Origin of the sequence: Pseudomonas cichorii (assembly GCF_019719005.1) — a bacterium.
Taxonomy (GTDB): domain Bacteria; phylum Pseudomonadota; class Gammaproteobacteria; order Pseudomonadales; family Pseudomonadaceae; genus Aquipseudomonas; species Aquipseudomonas cichorii_E.
Window position 1 is genome coordinate 23,848 of the sequence record NZ_JAIGPJ010000044.1, and the last position, 21,632, is coordinate 45,479.

Below are 21,632 nucleotides of genomic sequence, written 5' to 3' on the forward strand. Positions count from 1 at the left end.
GGTCTTGAGCCCCGTGCCTGATCGCCTGTGGCGGGGTGGATGCGCGCCCTACATTTTTGCGCACATCTCTACGTCAGCTTGCGTTTTGACCTCTGTCTCAATGCCCCATCTGTATTTGCAGTAATCAATGATGTCCTGTCGCAACTCATCGCTGAGCTTTTCTACCCTACGATAATCTCCGTCATTGGCGTGGATGTTATAAAACTTCATGCGCAGTGTAGGAGATTTTTTAATGAAAAAAATCGTATTGGCTTCGCCCTCAGAAACTTCGTTGTAGTAGCCGGTATTCAGGATGACCAGCAAGGCGAGAAAGCTTATTAATACGAGATACTTCATTCAGCACCTGACCGAGGCGGTGGTAGTAAGTGTGTTTTTGTTCGGATGTTTCTTACTAACTCCATTCCTATATTGCCGGGGCAAATCTTGCCTTCTCGATCCTGTCCGGGAAATTCTTTATGGCCGCCGAATCGCTCAATAAAAAATACACTTTTAAGTGCTTCGATCAAATGCATCAGGGCGTCGATTTGCGCTGCAGGTATCACGTTAGTCGTGCTATATCCTAAACGCTCCAGTGCTTCGCGTCCTTTGGCAATAATGTCGCCACCTTCTTCTGCTGTTGTCAAATTTTCCAGAAGCACTATTCCAATAACGCCTGTATTGAATAGCTTTACGCTTGATGCTTGAAGCCGAATATCACGTCCCTCCAAAACGGTACCATCACAGGAGATTCCATAGTGGTAGCCGATGTCATCAAATTTATTGTTCATTTGGAAGTGTTGAATGTCCTGCATCTGCTGGGTGCCGCCAGGACTGCATTCGTATGATCGACCGGCGTGATGCAAGGCGATCATGGTGTAGTCCCAGTCTTTTTCCATATTCGGCTTGCCTTCCATTGCGCCCCATGCTGAGCGTTCGGTAAAAGTGCTGCCCAAGGAATTAACCTTTTTTATGATTGCCTCGCGAGTGGCGGCACGGTCGTTTACCTTAATGGGGATAGGACACATTAATTCGCCAGGCTTTATTTCCTGGGCAGTGGCCTCTGTTGTAAATCTGGATGCCATTTAAAACGCCTCCGAAAATTCATTGAGGGTTCTGGCGGGAGCATTGAATTTGATGTGAAGTGATATCTTTGAATTTGGTGAAGCGCTTTTTATATGCGCAACACCCTTGGCATCGGTCACGCCTGAAACCTGAGCGCCATCAACCGTGGCGATAAACTCTCTAAGGGCCAGTGGCTTGCCTGTTTCGCTATCGCTTATGTTGAACGACTGTCCGAATACCTTTTGAAACGACAGTGGCAGCGGGGGAGTAAAGGGTGCAGGAGTATGGATGTCTCCAATGATTACTGTTCCAGATCCTGCTGTTACGGTATTTCCATGAGTGCCGGTACTTCCAACCGTTGCTGCATTCAATCCGTTAATAAAAACAGTTTTAGAAACACCATCCACCAATTGGCTACCGCACGCACTTTTATCGGTTACTCTCGCGGCGGCTAATCCATCAAAGAAAACGTCGGGGGAACCGGAAACGATCGGATTTATAGCGTGCCCTGGGGAAGAGCAGGCAGTAGGGTCAGTTACACGAGCGGCAGGTTTTGCCATATCAGATTCCTTCCTGATTGAGTCTGCTGATGCGTCTGGAGAGGCAGGTCTCTTTAGGCTTTGTACGAAAAGTGGCTGCGCTCGGTGATGCTGCGTTAAAAACAGGCTCGGAATGCTCATTTACAACACGTAAACTCCGCTTCCTCGCCTGTTTTTGCCTTGTCTGACCTTTGCTCGCCGACTTTTCGTACAAAGCCTAAAAAATACCAGTCAGTAAACCTGACTGGCATTAGGTATTGCAGGCCTGAAGCTTCGGTTACATCGCTGATCAGAACTCGTGATCGGCGTTGTCCGGGTTCAGGTCGGTGATGCCCAGTTTGCCAGCGGCTTGCTCGATGGCGCCGGTCTGTTTGACCAGTGCTCCAATGGCGTCACGCACCACTTGATTGCCAGCAGTGTTGCCTGCTGCGATCAACTGGTCGAAGTGCTCGCCCTTGTTGGCGTGGTCGACGATCACTTGCAGTTTGGCCTGGGTGTCGTCCAGGTCTGCGCGCAGGGTGGCGTCGGTGGCCGGGTCAACCTTGGCGACCAGGGAGGAGATGCTTGGGCCGGTGATCTTGCTGCCGTCGGTACGGGTGTACTCACCCAGGTAGACGTTGCGGATACCTTTGCCGTTGTAGAAGTGCGAGTTGTGCGTGTTGTCGCTGAAGCAGTCGTGCTCGTCTTCGCTGGAGTTGGCTTCCAGTGCCACTTTCATGCGCTCGCCGGCCAGTTCGCCCAGTGACAGGCTGCCCATGCCGAACAGCATTTTGCGCAGGCCGCTTTCGCCGGTTTCTGCTTCCAGGGACGCGCGATAGTTGTCGGCTACACCGGGTTTCCAGTTGAGCGACATTTCTTCCAGGTCGGTGACCAGCAGTTCGGTCACGGCCTTGAGGTAGGCACGGCGACGGTCGTTGTGGCCACCGGTTGCACCGGCACCTTCCAGGTAGTCGCTGGCAGGACGTGCGCCGGCGCCAGGGCCGGTGCCGTTCAGGTCCTGGCCCCACAGCAGGAATTCGATGGCGTGGTAGCCGGTGGCGACGTTCGCCTCGGAACCGCCCAGCTCATTGAGGCTGGCGAGTTTCTCGGCGGTGATGTCCTTGACGTCGACCTTGTCTTCGCCGACCTGGATTTCAGTGTTGGCAATGATGTTGGCAGTCGCGCCTGGGTTGCCCAGCGCGTGCTGGTAATCCTTGGCTACGTAGTCGATCAGGCCTTCGTCCAGGGGCCAGGCGTTAACCTGACCTTCCCAGTCGTCGATGATGGTGTTGCCGAAGCGGAAGACTTCGCTCTGCATGTAAGGCACGCGTGCGGCAACCCAGGCATCACGAGCAGCCTTGAGGGTCTGGTCGTTTGGTGCGGCAAGGAAAGCATCGACAGCGGTCTGCAGCTTTTTGGCGCCGGTTTCGGCATCGCTGAACACGGCGAAGACAATGTTGGTGTAATTGGCGACCACGGCCTTGGCAGCGGCGTCATCGGTCTGGGTTGCAGCTGATGAAGCAGGTGCGGCAGGCGCTGCTGCCGGAGTCACAGGAGCCGCAGCAGGAGCGGGGGCTGCTGCCTTGTCCTTGCCTTCGCCACAACCGGCGAGGGAGATAGCTATGGCCAGCAGACTAGCTGTTGCCAGAGGCATACGAATCATGACGAATTCCTGCGTCTAGGGGATTTATGGCGCCGGGCGCCCAGAAAAACTGCGACATAATGCGAAAGATTTGCATTCGGTGTAAAGGCATAACGCCCTTAAAGTCGTGAACGAGCATTCGACGACTTGTAACTGTCGGTTTCGAGACAACCCGAAACTGATCGTTGTAGCGAATTCATTCGCGAATGAATTCGCTCACGCCTCTACCTGGCTGCGCTGCGCCTGTTTCAGGTACGGCAGGATGTCACGGCCGGGCAGGGGTTTGCTGTACAGGTAGCCCTGACCTTCATGACAGCCTTCGGAGATGATGTAGGCTTCCTGTTCGCTGGTCTCCACGCCTTCGGCAATGACCTGCATGCCGAGGCTTTTACCCAACTGGATAATGGCGCGCACGATGGTCGCGTCGTCATCGTCGTCGATCAGGTCCTGCACGAAGCTCTTGTCGATCTTGATCTTGTCCAGCGGCAGGCTCTTGAGATAACTCAGGGACGAATAGCCGGTACCGAAGTCGTCGATGGCGATCAGCGCACCTGAGCGGCGCAGGCTGAGCAAGTGCTGGGCGGCGGTGTCGATGTCTTCCATCAGGCCGGTTTCGGTGACTTCCAGCTCCAGGCTGCGAGGCGGCAGGCGGTAGATCTGCAACAGGTTGTTGACCACTCGCGGCAGTTCCGAGTGGTGCAGTTGCACGGTGGACAGGTTGACCGCCATGCGCAGCTCGGTGAAACCCTGATCGTGCCATTCCCGCAATTGGCGGCAGGCCTGATCGAGCACCCATTCGCCAATGGCGATGATGGTGCCGTTCTGCTCGGCCAGAGGGATGAAGACATCGGGCGGCACCAGACCGTGCTCTGGATGTTGCCAGCGGATTAACGCCTCGACGCCCATCACCCGGTGGTCGCGATAGCTGATCTGTGGCTGATAGACCAGATACAGCTGGCCTCGGGGCAGGGCTTCGCGCAGGTCTTTTTCCAGCTCGCGACGACGGCGCATTTCGCTGTCGACACTGGCGATATAAAACTGATAGCGGTTGCGCGAGCGTGCCTTGGCCAGGGTCATGGTCTGTTCGGCCTTTTGCAGCAGCTTCTCGGTGCTGTCGCCGTCTTCCGGGAACAGGGTGATACCGATAGTTGCGCGCAGGCGGATTTCATGAAGATCCAGGGCGAACGGCGCCTCAAGGTCATCCAGAACATTCTGCGCCAGCTCTGCGGCTTCATAAGGCTGCTCGATATCGGCCTGAACCAGAGCGAACTGGTCGCCGCCCAGGCGTGCCAGAGCACCCAGTCGCCCGCTATGAGCGCGCAGCCGGTCTGCCAGGGCCAGAAGCAACTGGTCGCCGGTCTGATAACTGAACTGCTCGTTGATGCCTTTGAAATCATCCAGGCCGACACACAGCACCGCGACACGACGCTGCAGGCGTCCGGCGTCCACCAGAATCTTGTCCAGTTGCGTCTGTAATTGCAGGCGATTGGGCAGGCCGGTCAGGAAGTCGTATTGGGCCATGCGCTGCAGGCTGTTTTCCGCTTCGTGGCGAAGATGGGTATTGCGCTCGATGGAGGCCAGCAACTGGTTGGCGGTATTGACCCAGATACCCAGCTCGTTCTTTTCATGGCCCTTGAGCAGCGGCAGCAGGTGTTCGCTTGGGCGGTCCGGGTTGATGCTGGTCAGGTGCTCGATGATTCGGGACAGTGGCTTGGTCAGCAGCCAGTGATAGACCAGATACAACACCAGCCCCATGGCCAGGGCACGCAATACCCCGGACACGAAAATGATCACAGCATTGATGATAAAGCTCTCGCCATAGTTGGCGGTATCCAGCGTGATGCGCAGATCACCGTAGTATTCGCTGTAGGGGCTGCGGCCGACCAGCTGGGTCGTGAAGCTGCGCTCCTGGCCAAGAATGATGTCTGTGAGCCAGCGAATGGGAGACGTTTTCAGAGGGCGCGCTTTTTCTGCGAGCAATGTTTCGTTCGGGTGCCCGATGGAGGCCATGCGAACGGAGTCATCCTGGAACAGACCTTCGATGACCTGCATGCCCATTTCCCGGTCCAGGCTATACACCGCCTGGGTCGACGGGTCACGAAACATGTCCAGAATACGTTCGGCATCACTGGCCACGTTCTGGTGGGTCTTGTAGGCATCGTAGACAATTTGTGCGCAACTCAAGACAACGCCCACGAGCAGCGCTGAAAGCAGTACTACGCGCAACAACTTAACCGACAAGCTGTGTTTGAGTTCCAGCTTCAAATGGTCATTCCTTAATTCGTGCCGGGAGCGTGCAACCCTGCACCCATCGAAAAACCAGCCGTGTCAGCACTGTGACGAGCGTGTACTCATCAGGCCGATTTCTGCTTCCTTTGTCCTGCCTGCGCATAGCGTTGGATCCAGGCAACTCTACTGTGTCGGGCGAGTATGCATGGAACTTGAGTATGACTCTGTAAATACAAGAAGTAATATTAGTATGCTATTGCCTTCTGGCAACATGTAAACCAGTCGTGTCAGGTTGAGGCTGGATGCCCCCGCTGGCACGAAGCGGGGGAAGAAAGCCGACCCAGAGCGCTGGATCGAGAAACTCAGGCCAATTGTTGTACGACTTCGAGGAATGCCTGGCGGAATGCCTGCATTTCGGCCTCGGTACCGATGCTGACTCGCACCCAGGTCGGCCAGACATCCCATTTCCTGCCAATCAGAATATTGCGTTTGGCCAATCCCTCGATGACCCGCTCAGCCTCATGGCCGGTATCGATCATGAAGCAATTGGCCTGGGAAGGCGTGCAGGCGAATCCATGGCTTGCGAGAAAGGCCCGGGTTTCTTCGCGTACGCGGGTATTGAGTTGCTTGCGCTGCCTTACCAGGTCAGGGTCTTCAAGACTGGCCATGCCGCCCATGGCCGCAGGCAGCGGGACGAAATTGTTGCCGCCCCACACTTCTATTTTCTCCAGCAGTTCGGGATGTCCTACCGCCAGACCCAGCCTGGCTCCCGCCATGCCATAGAGCTTGGAGAAGGTGCGCAGGACCAGAACATCCTTGCGCCTGGCTGCCAGCGAAACAAGGCTGGCGGCATCCGAGAAGTGAATGTACGCCTCATCGATCAGCACCACTGAACCTTCGGGTTTGGCGAGTATGGCTTTTTCTATCTGCTGCTGGGGCGTTACGGTCCCGGTGGGATTGTTGGGGTTGCAGATGTAAATCAGGCCGGGTGTCTTGTCGACTTTCAACATGGCCTCAAGATCATGTGCCCCGTCAGGTAGCAGGGGGACTTCATGAAAGGTGACTTGCTGGCTGTTAGCCGCTTCGATGGGCGCATCATAGGAAGGTGTAGCGAGAGCAAGGCTGCGGTGCTCATCGGTAAAGGCCGCAATGGCGTACTGCAAGGGTTCACGCGAGCCGCTGTAGGCATGCACGTAATCACTGGGTATCTGATTCTGTCTGGCAAACAGCTCGATCAGTTTCAATTGCGCGCCGTAGTGATAGCGTCCTGTCGAAGCTGCACCAGCCTGCATTTTTTCAAGTGCCAGGGGAGAAGGGCCTAGATGGCTTTCATTGAAGTTGAGATGAATCCTGTCATTGCCGGCAGGATGCTTGGTTGCGAGAGCGGCTGAGCTGATTCGCGGGAGTGCCAGGCTTGTGCAGGCCAGGGCAGAGAGGGTAACGAAAGAACGACGGCTGACCGATGACATGGAGTAAGTCCCTTGTTGGTTGCGAACGTCTGCACTCGTAATGGCGTATTAATGGTACGCAGGCCTTGAGTGGCGGGGTCTTCGTTGATGGAAACGATAGCAAGCGAAGGATATTTACCGGCAGGTTTCGTAAGGGCGAAGAAGGTCGGTCTGGAGGGCGCAGGATTTCTTTTTAAATCAAAGGACTGAATGGCACACAATAAAAAACCCGGCATGGCCGGGTTTTTTGTAAACAGCAGGAATCAGGCAGCGTATTGCTTGGCCACGAAGTCCCAGTTCACCAGGTTCCAGAACGCTTCGACGTACTTCGGACGCAGGTTGCGGTAGTCGATGTAGTAAGCGTGTTCCCAGACGTCGCAGGTCAGCAGCGGGGTGTCGCCGCTGGTCAGCGGGTTGCCTGCACCGATGGTGCTGGCCAGAGCCAGGGAACCGTCAGCTTTCTTCACCAGCCAGCCCCAGCCGGAACCGAAAGTGCCGATGGCGGTTTTGCTGAACTCTTCCTTGAATTTCTCGAAGGAGCCGAATGCAGCGGTGATGGCATCGGCCAGAGCGCCGGTTGGTTCGCCGCCGCCATTTGGCGACAGGCATTCCCAGTAGAACGTGTGGTTCCAGACCTGAGCGGCGTTGTTGAAGATACCGCCCGAAGAAGTCTTGATGATTTCTTCCAGAGTCTTGCCTTCGAACTCGGTGCCTGGCACCAGGTTGTTCAGGTTCACGACATAGGTGTTGTGGTGCTTGTCGTGGTGATATTCCAGTGTCTCAGCAGTAAGGTGCGGCACCAGAGCGTCTTTTGCGTAGGGCAGAGGTGGCAATTCAAAAGCCATGGTTCATCTCCTTATCAGGTCGATTGCGGTAATCGCAAGGCCGATCACGGGCGGCCGTATACAGCATGCACCGGGAGTTTTTACTCTTTTGCGGCGCAGACCCCGGATCATAGCACCGGGCCTTCGGCTTAACCACGCAACAAGTGTGTGGGATAAAGGTTCCAGAGCTGTTGCATCCATTTATCACGTAAAAGTAAAAGCCTTTCAGTCAGCCCTGATCAATTGTGCCGCCACACTGAACATCATCACTGCCACCATCAGATCGAGCAGCCTCCACGTAGCCGGGCGTGCCAGCCATGGGGCAAGCCAGGCCGCGCCGATGGCGAGGGTCGAGAACCACAGAAACGAAGCGCTGGCGGCACCGGCGACATAGGCGCCCGGCGCACTTTGCTGCGCACCCAGCGAGCCGATCAGCAGGACCGTATCGAGATACACGTGCGGATTGAGCAGCGTGACTGCCAGAGCGCTGAGCAGCACTGCACGACGCGATCTTTGGCCAGCGGTTGCACTGTGCTCAAGGCTCTGGCGCGAATAGGCGCGACGCAGGGCCTGCACGCCGTACCAGGTCAGGAAGATCACGCCGCCCCAGCGTGCGATCGCCAGCAAGGTCGGGTTCTGCACCAGGACATTGGCGAGGCCGAAAACACCCACTGCCACGAGAAGCGCATCGCAGACAATACACAGCATTGCCACCGGTACGTGATGTTCGCGTCTCAGGCCCTGAGCCAGGACAAAAGCATTCTGTGCACCGATGGCCATGATCAGGCCGCCCGCGACCAGCAGGCCGTTGAAGTAACTTTGCCACATGAAATCAATTCCAGAATGCAGAGGAGAGGTGGCGATTGTCTGACTTGGGGGTGTATAAGAAAAACCAATATTCCTGATTCCTCATTAGGAAAACTGATGTTCGATTACAAATTACTGTCAGCCCTGGCGGCTGTCATTGAGCAAGCCGGTTTTGAACGTGCCGCTCAGGTATTGGGGTTGTCCCAGTCGGCCGTCTCGCAACGCATCAAGCTGCTTGAAGCGCGCATTGGCCAGCCGGTGCTGGTACGGGCCACGCCACCCACGCCTACCGATATCGGCAGACGCCTGCTCAACCACGTGCAGCAGGTGCGTCTGCTGGAACGTGACCTGCAAGGCCTGGTGCCTGCGCTGGACGAAAATGGCCTGCCTGAACGGCTGCGCATCGCGATCAATGCCGACAGTCTGGCAACCTGGTGGGCGCCGACGGTGGGTGCCTTCTGTGCCGAGCAACGTCTGTTGCTGGATCTGGTGGTCGAGGATCAGGACGTCGGCCTCAAGCGCATGCGCGCCGGTGAAGTGGCCGCCTGCCTGTGTGGCAGCGAGCGACCGGTGGCCGGCGCCCGCAGCCAGTTGCTGGGTGCCATGCGCTATCGTGCGCTGGCCAGCCCGGCGTTCATCGAACGGTATTTCGCCGAAGGCGTCAGCCCTGAAAAGCTGATGCGTTCAGCGGCCCTGGTGTTTGGCCCCGATGACTTTTTACAGCACCGCTACCTTGCCCTGCTTGGGTGCGAGGGCGGTTTCGAGCATCATCTGTGCCCTTCGTCCGAAGGGTTTTTGCGGATGATAGAGGCGGGTGTCGGCTGGGGGCTGGTGCCCGAGTTGCAGGTGCAGACGCAATTGCAGCAAGGCTCGCTGCGCGAACTGGTGCCTGAACGCTACATCGATGTGCCCTTGTATTGGCACCACTGGCGCAATGGCGGGCAATTGCTGACGCGCCTCACTGAGAACCTGGTGCAGCAGGCGAGCAAGTGGCTGGTGCCCCTGAACGACAAGTGAGCGTCAGTGCAGACATATGAAATGTGGGAGCGGTAAATGAAGATTCTGGTCACCGGCGCAAGCGGCTTCATCGGCGGACGCTTTGCGCGCTTCGCTCTGGAGCAGGGCATGAGCGTGCGCATCAATGGCCGTCGGGCCGAAGGTGTCGAGCATCTGGTACGACGCGGCGCCGAGTTCATCCAGGGTGATCTGTCGGACCCGGAACTGGTCAAGGCCTTGTGTCATGACGTGGAGGCCGTGGTGCATTGCGCCGGTGCGGTCGGTTTATGGGGGACTCGCCAGGATTTCGTCCAGGGCAACGTGCAGCTCACCGAAAACATTGTCGAGGCCTGTCTGAAACAAAGAGTGCGACGGCTTGTCCATCTCTCGTCACCGTCGATCTATTTCGACGGACGTTCGCACCGCGACATCAAGGAAGAGCAAGTGCCAAGGCGCTTGCACAATCACTACGCCAGCACCAAGTACCTGGCTGAGCAAAAGGTGTTTGGCGCCGAAGAGTTCGGGCTTGAAGTCATCGCCTTGCGGCCGCGTTTTGTAACGGGTGCGGGCGACACCAGCATTTTCCCGCGCCTGCTGCACATGCAGCGCAAGAAGCGTCTGGCAATTGTGGGCAATGGCCTGAACGTTGTGGACTTCACCAGCATGCAGAATCTTAACGAGGCCATGTTAAGCAGCCTGCTGGCAACCGGGTCGGCGTTGGGCAAGGCCTATAACATCAGCAATGGTGCGCCGGTCCCGCTGTGGGATGCCATCAACTATGTGATGCGCCAGATGCAGTTGCCTCAGGTCACGCGCTATCGTTCATACCGGTTGGCGTATACCGCCGCGGCAATCAATGAAGGTGCATGCCTGTTGTGGCCGGGTCGACCTGAACCCACGCTGTCGAGGTTGGGCATGCAGGTCATGAACAAGGATTTCACGCTTGATATCAGCCGGGCCAGGCATTATCTGGATTACCAGCCCAGAGTCAGCCTCTGGACTGCGCTGGATGAGTTCTGTGGCTGGTGGTCGGCCCAGCAGGGTGGTTCGCGCTGAAACGGCAACAGAGCCCGGTTATACTGCGCAACTTTGGTTTCAACCGTTTCTTTTAAAGGGTTACCCATGCGTAACGATCCATACGACGACGTCGATGACGTTCCGAACCTCAGCGCCAAGGACGACGATGACGATGATTTCGTCCCGACCAAGGGTGCGCGTGAACGCACGACCGTACACTCGCGCACCACGCCGGTGGTCAAGGTCAAAGGGCCGAGCACCGGTCCGCTCTGGGCTTTGGTGGGCGCCTTGTTCATTGCGTTCTGTGGTCTGGGCTGGTGGAGCTTCCAGCAGGTTTCCCTGATGGAACAGCAACTGGTCGCGACCCAGGAAAGTTTTGCCCGCATCAGCGAGGAAGCGGCCGGTCGCCTGAAGGATATTTCCGGCAAGGTGGTCGCTACCGAATCCCTGAGCAGCGATGGCGAAGCCCTCAAGCAGCGCATCAAGCTGCTTGAAGCGCAACTGGAAGATCAGGACAAGCAACGCGCAGGTGTCGAAGGGCAGCAAACCAGCCTGGACAAGCGTCTGGAGCAGATATCCACACAAGCTGCGCAGCAACAGCATGACAATGCGCAGTTACAGGAGCAGCTCAAGAACGTCGCTATCGAACTGACAGCCCTCAAGACCGCATTGCCGGACCTCAAAGCCGCCCAGAGCGATCAGGCCAGGTTGGACGCCCAGCTCAAGAGCCTGAGTGCCGACGTAGCGACTCTGAAAAAACAGGGCAACCCGTCAGCAGCCATCGAGCGCCTTGAACAGGACCTTGTGGTGCTCAAGAGCGAACAGGAAAACCGCCCGGCACCTGCGGCGGCCAGTGCTGGCAATACTGCCGAGTTCGATGCCTTCCGCGCTCAGGTGACCCGCAACATCAACACCCTGACCAGCCAGATCCAGACGTTGTCGCAGCAGGTCAACGCCAGTCGATAAGGTTCAGGCCTGGCCCGTGGCAACTTTGTCGCGGGTCAGGCCGATTTCAGGTTCTCGCCTTGAGACAGTGATATTCGCGTGAAGAGTGCGCAAAGGCACTCTTTCGTGCGCATTTTAGTTGGTGTTAACCGGTTTTTTATAAGTAATTGATTTTTATTTTTAATGGGGTTTTTGTTTGGGTTTGTTAAGTAAAAATATCTGACTCAATAAATAAATATACGAAATGTTGGGTGGCACGCATTACTGTGGAGGTGCGGTTTTAAACAGGAGTTTCAATAATGAATGGAATCAAGAATATGAAAGGCGTCGAAAACAAAGTATCGGATAGGGCTGAGGGAAGTTCTAAAAGTTCTGACGATTATAGTGATGTTGTGGGGGTTCCTGCTGGGCCCGACAAGCTTGCGGATTTGCAGCAAAAACCCCGTGTGGGTGTAAAACCACCCAAGCCAGCCGGGCCTCCCACCAAACCACCGAAGTTTCCGACCAAACCGAAGCAGCCTCCGGTCAAGCCAGTGGCACCTCCCAAGCCTCCGGTCAAACCGACACTGCCGTCCAGACCGCCGGTCAAGCCTGTGCTGCCCGTCAAGCCGACAGCTCAAAAGCCTGCAGACAGCCCGGTCCCGCCCAAGCCGGTTTTCAGCGGCTCTGCGCCCAGCATCAATGCTTCAAGTCTGCCGCCTGCTCCCGTACGACCAACGCGTCTGGAAACAACATTGAGCGTGATCAATACGGCCACTGGCGTTCTGCAACTGGTCCATCCACTCAACAGCGTATTCAACCCCAACGGGACCGTTACTTATCCCAATGGAAGTGTTGCCGATGCCCAGGGGCAATCGGTCACCAGCCCTGACGGTACTGTGCAAAACGTGGACGGGACAATCGTGCATGCCGATGGCACCACGCAATATGCCGATGGCAGCTATCTGTATAAAGACGGCACCTGGTTACTGGCCGATGGTTCGGTGAAGTATCCGGATGGTCGCTGGAAGTTGGCCGATGGCACGATCACGGATGCAGACGGTAATGTGCAGGGCTCTGTTGAAAGTACAAAGTAAGTAAACGTGTTCTGATGCAAAAAAGCCCTGGCTCTTTCGAGTCAGGGCTTTGTGGTGTTTCCTGCGATTAAAGGCGTGGGTAATCGATATAGCCAACCGGGCCTTTGCCGTAGAAGGTTTCAGGAATGGCCGGATTCAGCGGAGCATCCTTTTCCAGGCGCTCTACCAGATCCGGGTTGGCGATATAAGGCACGCCGAAGGCCACGGCATCGGCCTTGCCTTCTGCCAGCCAGGCATTACTGCTGGCTTTGGTGAAGCGTTCGTTGGCGATGTACACACCACCGAAGGCTTTCTTGAGTTGCGGCCCAAGGCTGTCGCCTGCTTCCTTTTCACGTGCGCACAGGAACGCGATGCCACGCTTGCCCAGTTCAGTCGCTACATAGCCGAAGGTTTCGGCCAGGTTGTCGTCGCCCATGTCATGCAGGTCGGCGCGTGGTGCCAGATGCACACCGACACGGCCCGGGCCCCAGATTTCGATGATTGCGTCAGTGATTTCCAGCAACAGACGGGCACGGTTTTCCAGAGTGCCGCCGTATTGGTCGTTGCGCTGGTTGGTGCTGGTCTGCAGGAACTGATCGATCAGGTAACCGTTGGCGGCATGCAGCTCCACGCCATCGAAACCGGCAGCCTTGGCGTTTTCTGCGCCGATCCGGTAAGCCTCTATCACATCACCGATTTCCGCCAGTTCCAGCGCGCGCGGTGTCACGAAGTCGGACTTGGGACGCAGCAGGCTCACATGGCCAGCCGGCTTGATTGCGCTCGGTGCTACAGGTGTTTCGTCGTTCAGGTACGAAGGGTGGGAAATACGCCCTACGTGCCACAGTTGCATGACAATGCGGCCACCGGCGCCATGTACCGCCTTGGTGATATTGCTCCAGCCACGAACCTGATCGTTGGACCAGATGCCGGGTGTGTCCGGGTAACCCACGCCCAGCGGCGTGACCGAAGTGGCTTCGCTGATGATCAGGCCTGCCGAGGCGCGCTGTACGTAGTACTCGGCCATCATCGCATTCGGTATGCGGCCTTCGTCGGCGCGGCAGCGCGTCAGTGGGGCCATGATGATGCGGTTAGGCAGTTGCAGATCGCCCACGGTGATCGGGTCAAAGATAGTTGTCATGCGTCGAACCCTCTTAAATGATCAGTTGGTAGCAGGAGCCAGATCGGGATTGGCGGTCTGGCGGAAAGTAATCAGGGTGATCAACAGCGCGAGCACGGCCAGCACGGCTGCGGCCAGTGGCACGCTGGTCAGGCCCAGGCCATGGGCGATGACACTGCCACCGACCCAGGCACCCAGTGCGTTGCCGACGTTGAAGGCACCGATATTCAAGGTTGAAACCAGATTCGGAGCGGCCTTGCCGAAGGTCACGACATTGACCTGCAAGGCCGGCACTGCGGCAAACGCAGCAACCGCCCAGAGGAACAGGGTGATTTCAGCCGGGATCAGCGCCACGCTGCTCCAGCTCAAGACGGTGGAAACCACGGCCATGGCAATGAATACGCCGATCAGGGTGGTCGCAATACTGCGGTCAGCCAGCTTGCCGCCCAGGACATTGCCCGCTGTCAGGCCCAGGCCGATCAACAGCAGGGTCCAGGTCACGCCGTTCGGCGACACGCCAGTAACTTCGCCCAGCAGTGGCGCAACGTAAGTGAACAGCGTGAAGACCGATGCGGAGAACATCGCGGTCATGCTCAGCGACAGCCAGATACCGGCCCCCTTGAGCGCAGCCAGTTCGGCGCGCATGTCGAGTTTTTCTTCCTCGCGGTTACCCGGCAGGAAGCGCACCAGACCGATGAAGGCAATGACACCGATAACGGTCACGGCCCAGAAGGTCGAACGCCAGCCAGCATATTGACCCAGCGCTGTGCCCAGCGGCACGCCCAGCACGTTGGCCAGGGTCAGGCCGGTGAACATCAGTGCTACGGCAGAAGCGCGGCGGTTGGCTGGCACCAGACCCGCGGCAACCACTGAACCGATCCCGAAGAATGCGCCATGGCACAGCGCAGTGACCACACGGGCGAACATCAGCACGTCGTAGTCGCTGGCCAGTGCGCAGAGCAGATTACCGATGATGAAAATACCCATCAGCGTGACCAGTGCGGCCTTGCGCGGCAACTTGGCGGTGGCCAGGGCCATGAACGGAGCACCGATGGCGACCCCCAGTGCATAACCGGTCACCAGCCAGCCGGCACCGGGGATCGAAACACCCAGATCAGCCGCGACATTGGGCAGCAGGCCCATGATGACGAATTCGGTGGTGCCGATGGCAAAGGCGCTCAGGGCCAGAATAAGTAAGGGAAAGGGCATGTGGCGCTTCCTTTGGGGCTGGGGCGTCAAGACTGGTTGTCCAGTTCTTGCACCAGGGCTTTGACGAAGGCTTCGATGGTTTCTTCATTGCGTCTGAAGAAATGCCATTGCCCGACCTTTTTGCTGCTGATCAGGCCTGCGCGCTGCAGAGTGGCGAGGTGGGCTGAAACCGTGGATTGCGACATGCCCGCACGCTGGTCGATCTGACCGGCGCAGACGCCGTGTTCGATGGAGTATTCCTGAGTCGGAAAGCTGGCTCGCGGGTCCTTGAGCCAGGTCAGGATCTCGCGGCGCAAAGGGTGCGCCAGGGCTTTTATTATTTCGTCGAGGTCGATGGTCATGTCGTTCTCAGTTAACGGTATATCGCGATAGGGCGAACCTTATATCTGTATTTCGCGATATACAAATATGCAATTGCGCTAAGCAAGGATCAAATCGGTATATCGGGTTATAACGATACATAGACCGCCACCCCGAAAACGGCGTAGGCTTTGCTCCATGAATTACCTCGCACACCTTCATCTCGGCGGCCAGCGGCCCGCTCAATTGCTCGGCAGCCTGTATGGCGATTTCGTCAAAGGGCCTTTGCCGGGGCGTTTTCCTGCGGAACTGGAAGCCTCGATCCGCCTGCATCGCAGCATTGATTCATTCACCGACAACCATCCGCTGATCAAGGACGCGATGGCGCGTTTCCCGGCCCAGCGGCGACGTTATGCGGGGATCATGCTGGATGTCTTTTTCGATCATTGCCTGGCCCGCGACTGGCATCGCTATGCCGATATCCCGCTGCAAACCTTTACCCGCAAGGTCTATGGCGCACTGGCCGCCGAGCCTCAATTGCCTGAGCGCCTGGCACTGATTGCGCCGCGCATGGCTGCGCAGGACTGGCTGGGTTCGTATCGGGAATTCGAGGTGCTGGAACAAGTGCTGGGCGGAATTTCCAGACGTCTGTCACGGCCGGAAGGGTTGGCCGGTGCCATGCAGGAATTGCAGGCGCTGTACCAACCCTTGAGTGCGGATTTCGACGAGTTCTATCCGCTGCTGCAGGATTTCGCTCAAGCGGCCTTGGCAGGTCGCGACACCGCTTCGCTCGGCTGAGCGTCTTCACCAAACAGCGCCACCTGAACCGCCTGTTGCGCCTGATACGCCAGTGCGGCGCGTTCCTGGCCGGCAGTGGGGATCGGCTCCAGCAGATGGATATGCACATCGCCCTGATCGTTGGCGAACAGGCGGCGCAAGTGCGACAGCAGATCGTCATCACCAATGAACGGCGCAATCGGGTCCGGCTTGCCGTCGCGTGAATAGGCAATCGCCACCGGCTGCAAGGCCACGCCGGTTTCGATGGCGCTGGACAGCAGGCGACCATGGAAAGTGCGCAGGGCGCGGCCATCGGTGGTGGTGCCTTCCGGGAAAATCACCAATGGCGTGCCTTGTTGCAGATGGCTGCCAATCTGGCGCTGGATCAGGCGGCTGTCGCCCGAGCCACGACGAATGAACAGGGTGCCTGCCTTGAGCGCCAGCCAGCCCGCCACCGGCCAGGTCCGCACTTCGGCCTTGGACAGAAACGACAGCGGCGCGAGCATGCCCAGCAGTGGAATGTCCGTCCATGACACATGGTTGCTGACCCACAGCATCGGCTGGGTCGGCAGCTTGCCGCTGACGGTCACGCGAAAGGGCAGGGCGTTGGTCAGGCGGGCCATGAACCAGCGAGTCCAGCGTTGTCGGCGTTCCATAGAGCTGCCGACTTTCAGACGCTCCATCACCGCAAAGGCACTGGCAATCGTCAGCCCCAGCGCAATCACCAGCAACACCCGTGCAACACGCGCATGACTGCGCATGCGGTTCATCACACGGCTGCCTTGAAGTGGCGTGCATAGCGCGGGCACAGCTCGTCGCGCTTGAGCAGAATGAATACATCGGCGACCTGGAAATCTTCATCCCAGCAAGGTTCGCCGCAGATCTTTGCACCCAGGCGCATGTAGGCCTTGAGCAGTGGCGGCATCTCGCAGATCACGTTGTTTGGAATGTCGAGGGTCGGCAGGGGATTCCTGGGTTCGGCGCGCAGGTTTTCGGTACACAGGTAGCGTTCGCGCAAACGCTGCATGATCGCATGAGCCTGAATGCCGCCGTCCTGCATCGGAATGCTGGCGCAGCCCATCAGGTAGCTGTAACCGCCTTCGTTGAGGACTTCCGCCAGTTCGCTCCACAACACGGCGATGGTGCCGCCGTTGCGGTACGCCGGGTCAACGCAGGTGCGGCCCAGCTCCAGGATCGGGCCTTGCAGATGCAGCAGGCCATGCAGGCTGAATTCTTCTTCGCTGTAGAAACGGCCCAGAGAGTTTGCGGCCTTGTGATCGAGCAAACGAGTGGTGGCGACCAGGCGACCGGTATTGAGGTCACGAACCCCGATATGCGAGCAGTGAACATCGTAGTCATCCATGTCCAGGCCCAGTTCAGCGCCTTTGAGGCGGGCGTTGAACTCCTCGCTGAACACGCTGAAACGCAACGCCTGAGCTTCCTGCAGGGCGTGTGCTCCGATCAGGCGCTCGGCCTGAAGACGACGGTCAGAAGTGTTGTCACGGATGCGGGCTATCTGGGTCATACCAAGTCTCCATGAGCCAGCCATGCAAGTGCGGCCGGTTGACTGAATTGTCCAAGCGCGTTGCTGTACGTGCAGGCTAGGGAGCCGTCGTGTCATGGAGGTGAAGCTTTGGTGATGGTTGTGTGACGTGGCGCGGCTACCCGGTTTTGTCATGAACCTCTGCTAATGTTGCCCGGTTATGAACCCGAGACTCTGGTTATGGCCTGTCGTTTTGCCCGCTTATGGCTGTTGTTATTACTGAGCCTGAATGTCTGTTCAGCCATGGCCGAAAACTGGCCGGGTGAGCAATGGGCTGTCCAGTCTGCGACGCAGACAACCGCTCTCAAGGCGCTTGAGGATTACGCTTTCCCGCCTCGCGATGACGTAACCCGCACGGGCGTGCGCAGCGATGCTCTGCTGGTGATTCGTGACGGTCGCATCGTTTATGAACGCTATGCCGGAGTCACCACGGCCCAGACGCCGCACCTGACCTGGTCGATCAGCAAAAGCGTGCTTGCCACGGTGCTGGGGGGCGCATTCGGCGAAGGGCGCTTCCAGTTGAATGATCCTGTCGCGAAGTTTTACAGCCCGTTCAAGGCGCATCCGGACATCACCATCAAGGATCTTCTGCACTGGGCGTCGGGTCTCGACTGGCAGGAGGACTACGAATACGCGCCCCTCAACTCATCGGTCGTGGCCATGCTCTACACCCGAGGCCGTGACGACATGGCCCGTTTCACGGCTGAGCATGGTGTCGCCAGCACGCCCGGAACCTCGTATCGGTATTCCAGTGGCGATAGCAATGCTTTGTCCGCCGCTTTGAAAAACATGGTGGGCGAACAGGCTTACAAGGATTACCCCTGGACCGCGCTGTTCGATCCGCTGGGCATTGGCAGTGCCACATGGGAAGTCGATGGCAGTGGTACTTTTGTCGGTTCTTCCTACACCTACATGACCGCCCGCGACCTGGCGCGCATTGGTCTGTTGATGCAGCGCGGCGGGCGCTGGCAGCAGAAACAGTTGCTGCCAGGCGCTTGGGTGGATTTTGTCCTGACGCCTTTTGCCGCCCAGAACGTACAAGCAAACACCGAAGTGCCGGGCGGACATTGGTGGCTCAATCGCACCCATGACGGTGGCCAAGGCCCATGGCCGGATGCGCCACCCGATACCTTCGCGGCGCTCGGGCATTGGGGGCAGGCGCTGTATGTGATCCCAAGCGAAAAGCTGGTCATCGTGCGCTATGCCGATGACCGCGATGGCAGCTACGACCACAACCGGATGCTCAAGCTATTACAGGCGACTTTCGGCAAGGAGAGCGGGCAATGAGCGCACGTCGAATGTTTATCTTGCGTCGTCCCTTCAGCAGTCTGTTCCTGCTGGCGCTCTTGATGATCGCCGTACTTGCCTGGCAATACCGTGTCGCCTTGCAGGCGTTCCCCACGATCATCAGTGCCTACACGGCCAAGGAATACTGTTCGTGCCGTTATGTGATGAACAATCCTGCCGATTACTGCCGCAGTTACGTCAAGCAATACATTCCCGCTACCCTGGCGGATGACTCGCTAAACAAGTCGGTCAGTGCCAGCGGGTTGGGGCGCAGCAGTGTTGCGGCATGGCAGGGTACACGTCAGGGCTGTCGTTTGCTGCCGGATGCACCTTGAGAGACGAACCGAGTTGTTTGCCAGCGGTCTGACAGGCGGATAAGGTTGCCCTTGAATGTGCATTCGGAGTTTTCATGCCCAAGCTGCTGGCCCACGCCACCCTCGCTACCGCTGTTTTGAACTTCACGGCACGCTGACGTGGCGGGAGCGATCTTTCCCTGGCGGCCGGACAATCACTTTCAACTGCTGATTGATGGCCCGACGTTTTTCCCGCGCATGATCGCCGCCATCGACCGCGCCGAGCAGCAGGTTGATCTGGAACTGTATCTGGTCGAAGCGGGTGCCTGCGCCGATGCCATCGTTCGGGCATTGGCCGAGGCCGCACGGCGCGGTGTGATCGTGCGTTGCCTGTTTGACGACTTCGGCTCCCAGGCTTTCAACACCGGTTTGCGCAAGCAACTGACCGACGCTGGCGTGATCCTGCGTTTCTACAATCCCATTCGCTGGCGACGGGGTATCCGCAATTTTTACCGCGACCATCGCAAGGTTCTGGTGGTGGACAAGGCATTGGCGGTGGTGGGCGGTACGGGTGTCACCGATGAGTTCTGGGAGCCGAGTCGTGCAGCCAGCCAATGGCATGAAGTGATGGTGGAAATCACCGGCCCGTTGGTGATCGACTGGCAGGCTTTGTTCGACCGTCAGTTCCACGCCAACCTGCACCGCACGGCCTGGCGACCCACAGAAGACTTCGGTCTCAGGCACCTGCCAAGAATTCCTGAGTCCGGTCACGGCCTAGGGCGCGTGGCTTACGCCGATGCGCGTCAGCATCGCGATATCGTGCAGTCTCTGGTCCGCGCGCTGAACAGCGGCCAGAAGCGTATCTGGCTGGCGACGCCATATTTTCTGCCCACCTGGAAAGTTCGCCGCTCGCTGCGCAAGGCGGCTTTGCGGGGCGTCGATGTTCGCTTGCTGCTTACCGGCCCGCGTACCGATCATCCCTCGGTGCGTTACGCCGGGCATCGCTATTACCCGCGTCTGCTCAGGGCCGGAGTGAAAATCTTCGAGTACCGGCCGCGATTCCTGCACCTGAAAATGGTGCTGATCGATGACTGGGTCAGCATTGGTTCCTGCAATTTCGATCACTGGAACCTGCGCTTCAACCTTGAGGCCAACCTCGAAGCCATCGACCCGGACCTGACCCGCGATGTGGTTGCCAGCTTCGACAAGGATTTCGCCCAGAGCACCGAAATTACTCTGGACGCCTGGAAAGCCCGACCTTTGTGGCGCCGGGTCAAGCAGAGGCTTTGGGGCTGGATCGACCGGTTGGTGGTCAATCTGCTGGATCGGCGTAACTAAGCGATGATGTTGGAGCGAATCCATTCTCGAATAGGCCATAAGCTCAAGTCATTAAAAGGTCGACTATTTCTCATAGGGAGAAACGTCGACGCTCAACGCGCACAGGGGGCTTGGTGATGGCGAGATTCAAGGCCGGGATGCGGGATGATGGTTCATCAAGCACGGTCAGGCTGGCCATCGGACCATTGAATTGTTGATTGATAACCGAAACCGCCAGAGAAAGGGAATCGGCGTTTTTCAACATTATCCGGGTGCGCTGCAACGGGTCTTCGCTGAAGGCTGTGCTGTCAAAACTTGCTGCGTCAGGTCCATCCCATATCAGGTTTGCGTAACGTCTTTGAAGCATTTGTACTTGAGCGAGAATCTCGACTCTTCCGCCGTATGAGTCATCCCCCATGGCTTGTGCAGCCGTTGCACCGGGCATGTTTATGTACCAGAGGTCTTCTGTATCCAGGAACATATGAGATGCCTCATGAATGATATTCCAGGCTGCCTGATGGGGCGCTTCATTGATAGGGCCGGCCCTCATGAATAAATGGTGTTCAGGATCATTGATATATTGCCAGGCTACTTCTTTACTGGCCTGGTTCTCACGCATGCCGACCATTCTGGCGCTGTCCCAGGTTTGAAGGGACGAAGAAAGGGTGCCGATACTCTGGCTTGCCATCTCGAGGATTTGAATGTCGGTCTGAGGACTGGCTTCAAACGAGGTTCGGTAGTAACTCAGCAGTGTCTCGCGATCTGTCTGGGAGGCCAAAGGCAGCATCAGTTGATTGATGGTTTTATGTGCAAAGGCCAGTCCCTTTCTGCTGGACGACAGCCCTACGGCCAGAGAAGACCCAAAAGTCAGGCTCCACCGGCCGATACCTTCAAGTCCTTTTGCCTGAACCGGATCACCCTCTTTGCTGAGCGCATTCTCTACATCAGTAAAATGAAAAGGGCTTGAGCCCGACGGATCTACCCACACCATGGGCGAGTTTCTTGAGAAGCAAAAGAGATTCAACCCATCCACATCGCCCGCCGGATCTGGATTGATCCACCGCTGCAACCACGGTACGTAATACCTGAATCCGTAGTAATACAGCCCGCTGGCATCGCGCTCCTTGCCTGAATAACGCACCGTCTTGTATTTGGCCTCTACGGCACTGCGCGCAGCCCACCATAAGGTGCCGCCGAACGGGTAGTAACTTTCCTGGCTGATCAGTTTGCCTTTATGGTCCAGTTCCAGAGTGTTGGAGCCCAAGTG

At 57.6% G+C, this 21,632-nt stretch carries 22 protein-coding genes; 8 read left to right on the plus strand and 14 right to left on the minus strand.

Translation table 11 applies throughout. The annotated features are described in order from the left end of the window. Window positions 1-48 precede the first annotated feature (48 nt). The 8 genes from K5D32_RS23140 to K5D32_RS23175 all read right to left on the minus strand — a co-directional run bounded on the left by K5D32_RS23140 (window position 49) and on the right by K5D32_RS23175 (window position 8,530). A complete protein-coding gene (locus K5D32_RS23140; protein ID WP_221578608.1) occupies window positions 49-336 on the minus strand; it encodes a hypothetical protein in 288 nt (95 codons plus the stop codon). Continuing rightward, a complete protein-coding gene (locus tag K5D32_RS23145; RefSeq protein ID WP_221578607.1) occupies window positions 333-1,061 on the minus strand; it encodes an N-acetylmuramoyl-L-alanine amidase in 729 nt (242 codons plus the stop codon). Before K5D32_RS23145 ends, K5D32_RS23140 begins: the two co-directional genes overlap by 4 nt. Further along, complete coding sequence (locus tag K5D32_RS23150; RefSeq protein ID WP_221578606.1) at window positions 1,062-1,601, minus strand: PAAR domain-containing protein; 540 nt, start codon at window positions 1,599-1,601, stop codon at window positions 1,062-1,064. It abuts the gene before it with no gap. Between the two features lie 268 nt (window positions 1,602-1,869). Beyond that, entirely contained in the window at window positions 1,870-3,222 is a 1,353-nt protein-coding gene (locus K5D32_RS23155; protein WP_025261675.1) for an imelysin family protein, read from the minus strand. A gap of 195 nt (window positions 3,223-3,417) precedes the next feature. Beyond that, a complete protein-coding gene (locus tag K5D32_RS23160) occupies window positions 3,418-5,466 on the minus strand; it encodes a bifunctional diguanylate cyclase/phosphodiesterase (RefSeq protein ID WP_221601939.1) in 2,049 nt (682 codons plus the stop codon). A gap of 326 nt (window positions 5,467-5,792) precedes the next feature. Then, on the minus strand, window positions 5,793-6,899 hold the full coding sequence (locus K5D32_RS23165) for a pyridoxal phosphate-dependent aminotransferase (protein WP_221601941.1): 1,107 nt from the start codon (window positions 6,897-6,899) through the stop codon (window positions 5,793-5,795). A gap of 242 nt (window positions 6,900-7,141) precedes the next feature. Next, window positions 7,142-7,723, minus strand: a complete 582-nt coding sequence (locus K5D32_RS23170) for a superoxide dismutase (protein WP_025261672.1) — start codon at window positions 7,721-7,723, stop codon at window positions 7,142-7,144. Window positions 7,724-7,927: 204 nt separating this feature from the next. Next, entirely contained in the window at window positions 7,928-8,530 is a 603-nt protein-coding gene (locus K5D32_RS23175) for a LysE/ArgO family amino acid transporter (RefSeq protein ID WP_221601943.1), read from the minus strand. Between the two features lie 96 nt (window positions 8,531-8,626). On the opposite strand from K5D32_RS23175, the gene K5D32_RS23180 reads away from it, so the two are divergent. The 4 genes from K5D32_RS23180 to K5D32_RS23195 all read left to right on the plus strand — a co-directional run bounded on the left by K5D32_RS23180 (window position 8,627) and on the right by K5D32_RS23195 (window position 12,543). Then, window positions 8,627-9,526 (plus strand): LysR family transcriptional regulator ArgP, encoded by a 900-nt coding sequence (locus tag K5D32_RS23180; protein WP_221578602.1) that lies wholly within the window; start codon window positions 8,627-8,629, stop codon window positions 9,524-9,526. 36 nt (window positions 9,527-9,562) lie between these two features. Further along, window positions 9,563-10,561 (plus strand): NAD(P)-dependent oxidoreductase, encoded by a 999-nt coding sequence (locus K5D32_RS23185; protein ID WP_221578601.1) that lies wholly within the window; start codon window positions 9,563-9,565, stop codon window positions 10,559-10,561. 66 nt (window positions 10,562-10,627) lie between these two features. After that, on the plus strand, window positions 10,628-11,488 hold the full coding sequence (locus K5D32_RS23190; protein WP_221578600.1) for an ATPase: 861 nt from the start codon (window positions 10,628-10,630) through the stop codon (window positions 11,486-11,488). Window positions 11,489-11,895: 407 nt separating this feature from the next. Further along, the gene (locus K5D32_RS23195) at window positions 11,896-12,543 is read left to right on the plus strand and encodes a hypothetical protein (RefSeq protein WP_221601945.1); all 648 of its coding nucleotides are present in this window, start codon (window positions 11,896-11,898) and stop codon (window positions 12,541-12,543) included. A gap of 67 nt (window positions 12,544-12,610) precedes the next feature. Here K5D32_RS23195 and K5D32_RS23200 read toward each other — a convergent pair whose 3' ends face one another. Genes K5D32_RS23200 through K5D32_RS23210 form a run of 3 tightly spaced genes read right to left on the minus strand, consistent with a single transcriptional unit; the run spans window position 12,611 to window position 15,189 of the window. Then, window positions 12,611-13,660, minus strand: a complete 1,050-nt coding sequence (locus K5D32_RS23200; RefSeq protein ID WP_221578599.1) for an alkene reductase — start codon at window positions 13,658-13,660, stop codon at window positions 12,611-12,613. A gap of 21 nt (window positions 13,661-13,681) precedes the next feature. After that, on the minus strand, window positions 13,682-14,848 hold the full coding sequence (locus K5D32_RS23205; RefSeq protein WP_221540896.1) for an MFS transporter: 1,167 nt from the start codon (window positions 14,846-14,848) through the stop codon (window positions 13,682-13,684). 26 nt (window positions 14,849-14,874) lie between these two features. After that, window positions 14,875-15,189: a helix-turn-helix transcriptional regulator gene (locus K5D32_RS23210; RefSeq protein ID WP_025261664.1), complete on the minus strand. Its 315-nt coding sequence runs from the start codon at window positions 15,187-15,189 to the stop codon at window positions 14,875-14,877. 157 nt (window positions 15,190-15,346) lie between these two features. On the opposite strand from K5D32_RS23210, the gene K5D32_RS23215 reads away from it, so the two are divergent. Then, window positions 15,347-15,946, plus strand: coding sequence for an ACP phosphodiesterase (locus tag K5D32_RS23215; RefSeq protein ID WP_221601947.1), 600 nt, complete (start codon window positions 15,347-15,349; stop codon window positions 15,944-15,946). Here the strand turns inward: K5D32_RS23215 and K5D32_RS23220 are convergent. Together K5D32_RS23220 and olsB are read right to left on the minus strand one after the other, a co-directional pair. Beyond that, the gene (locus K5D32_RS23220) at window positions 15,904-16,695 is read right to left on the minus strand and encodes a 1-acyl-sn-glycerol-3-phosphate acyltransferase (protein ID WP_221601949.1); all 792 of its coding nucleotides are present in this window, start codon (window positions 16,693-16,695) and stop codon (window positions 15,904-15,906) included. The two genes, K5D32_RS23215 and K5D32_RS23220, sit on opposite strands and share 43 nt — an antisense overlap. After that, a complete protein-coding gene (olsB, locus tag K5D32_RS23225; RefSeq protein WP_221540890.1) occupies window positions 16,695-17,450 on the minus strand; it encodes an L-ornithine N(alpha)-acyltransferase in 756 nt (251 codons plus the stop codon). The genes K5D32_RS23220 and olsB overlap by 1 nt, the downstream gene beginning before the upstream one ends. A 198-nt stretch (window positions 17,451-17,648) precedes the next feature. Between olsB and K5D32_RS23230 the strand changes: the two genes are divergently transcribed. The 3 genes from K5D32_RS23230 (at window position 17,649) to K5D32_RS23240 (ending at window position 20,386) form a co-directional block, all read left to right on the plus strand. Continuing rightward, window positions 17,649-18,755: a serine hydrolase gene (locus K5D32_RS23230; protein WP_221601954.1), complete on the plus strand. Its 1,107-nt coding sequence runs from the start codon at window positions 17,649-17,651 to the stop codon at window positions 18,753-18,755. Continuing rightward, the gene (locus K5D32_RS23235; protein ID WP_221594662.1) at window positions 18,752-19,090 is read left to right on the plus strand and encodes an amidase; all 339 of its coding nucleotides are present in this window, start codon (window positions 18,752-18,754) and stop codon (window positions 19,088-19,090) included. Before K5D32_RS23230 ends, K5D32_RS23235 begins: the two co-directional genes overlap by 4 nt. Before the next feature lie 138 nt (window positions 19,091-19,228). Continuing rightward, window positions 19,229-20,386 carry a phosphatidylserine/phosphatidylglycerophosphate/cardiolipin synthase family protein gene (locus K5D32_RS23240; protein ID WP_221578592.1) on the plus strand — a complete coding sequence of 386 codons (1,158 nt, stop codon included), beginning with the start codon at window positions 19,229-19,231 and terminating at the stop codon, window positions 20,384-20,386. Window positions 20,387-20,456: 70 nt separating this feature from the next. Here the strand turns inward: K5D32_RS23240 and K5D32_RS26060 are convergent. Then, a partial coding sequence (locus K5D32_RS26060) for an RHS repeat-associated core domain-containing protein (RefSeq protein ID WP_260407511.1) occupies window positions 20,457-21,632 on the minus strand: 1,176 nt, incomplete at its 5' end.

Bases quoted from the DNA above. Each gene is read 5' to 3' on its own strand.
- K5D32_RS23140 (WP_221578608.1), bottom strand. From the start codon at position 336: ATGAAGTATCTCGTATTAATAAGCTTTCTCGCCTTGCTGGTCATCCTG.
- K5D32_RS23145 (WP_221578607.1), bottom strand. From the start codon at position 1,061: ATGGCATCCAGATTTACAACAGAGGCCACTGCCCAGGAAATAAAGCCT.
- K5D32_RS23150 (WP_221578606.1), bottom strand. From the start codon at position 1,601: ATGGCAAAACCTGCCGCTCGTGTAACTGACCCTACTGCCTGCTCTTCC.
- K5D32_RS23155 (WP_025261675.1), bottom strand. From the start codon at position 3,222: ATGATTCGTATGCCTCTGGCAACAGCTAGTCTGCTGGCCATAGCTATC.
- K5D32_RS23165 (WP_221601941.1), bottom strand. From the start codon at position 6,899: ATGTCATCGGTCAGCCGTCGTTCTTTCGTTACCCTCTCTGCCCTGGCC.
- K5D32_RS23170 (WP_025261672.1), bottom strand. From the start codon at position 7,723: ATGGCTTTTGAATTGCCACCTCTGCCCTACGCAAAAGACGCTCTGGTG.
- K5D32_RS23175 (WP_221601943.1), bottom strand. From the start codon at position 8,530: ATGTGGCAAAGTTACTTCAACGGCCTGCTGGTCGCGGGCGGCCTGATC.
- K5D32_RS23180 (WP_221578602.1), top strand. From the start codon at position 8,627: ATGTTCGATTACAAATTACTGTCAGCCCTGGCGGCTGTCATTGAGCAA.
- K5D32_RS23185 (WP_221578601.1), top strand. From the start codon at position 9,563: ATGAAGATTCTGGTCACCGGCGCAAGCGGCTTCATCGGCGGACGCTTT.
- K5D32_RS23190 (WP_221578600.1), top strand. From the start codon at position 10,628: ATGCGTAACGATCCATACGACGACGTCGATGACGTTCCGAACCTCAGC.
- K5D32_RS23200 (WP_221578599.1), bottom strand. From the start codon at position 13,660: ATGACAACTATCTTTGACCCGATCACCGTGGGCGATCTGCAACTGCCT.
- K5D32_RS23205 (WP_221540896.1), bottom strand. From the start codon at position 14,848: ATGCCCTTTCCCTTACTTATTCTGGCCCTGAGCGCCTTTGCCATCGGC.
- K5D32_RS23210 (WP_025261664.1), bottom strand. From the start codon at position 15,189: ATGACCATCGACCTCGACGAAATAATAAAAGCCCTGGCGCACCCTTTG.
- K5D32_RS23215 (WP_221601947.1), top strand. From the start codon at position 15,347: ATGAATTACCTCGCACACCTTCATCTCGGCGGCCAGCGGCCCGCTCAA.
- K5D32_RS23220 (WP_221601949.1), bottom strand. From the start codon at position 16,695: ATGAACCGCATGCGCAGTCATGCGCGTGTTGCACGGGTGTTGCTGGTG.
- olsB (WP_221540890.1), bottom strand. From the start codon at position 17,450: ATGACCCAGATAGCCCGCATCCGTGACAACACTTCTGACCGTCGTCTT.
- K5D32_RS23230 (WP_221601954.1), top strand. From the start codon at position 17,649: ATGGCCTGTCGTTTTGCCCGCTTATGGCTGTTGTTATTACTGAGCCTG.
- K5D32_RS23235 (WP_221594662.1), top strand. From the start codon at position 18,752: ATGAGCGCACGTCGAATGTTTATCTTGCGTCGTCCCTTCAGCAGTCTG.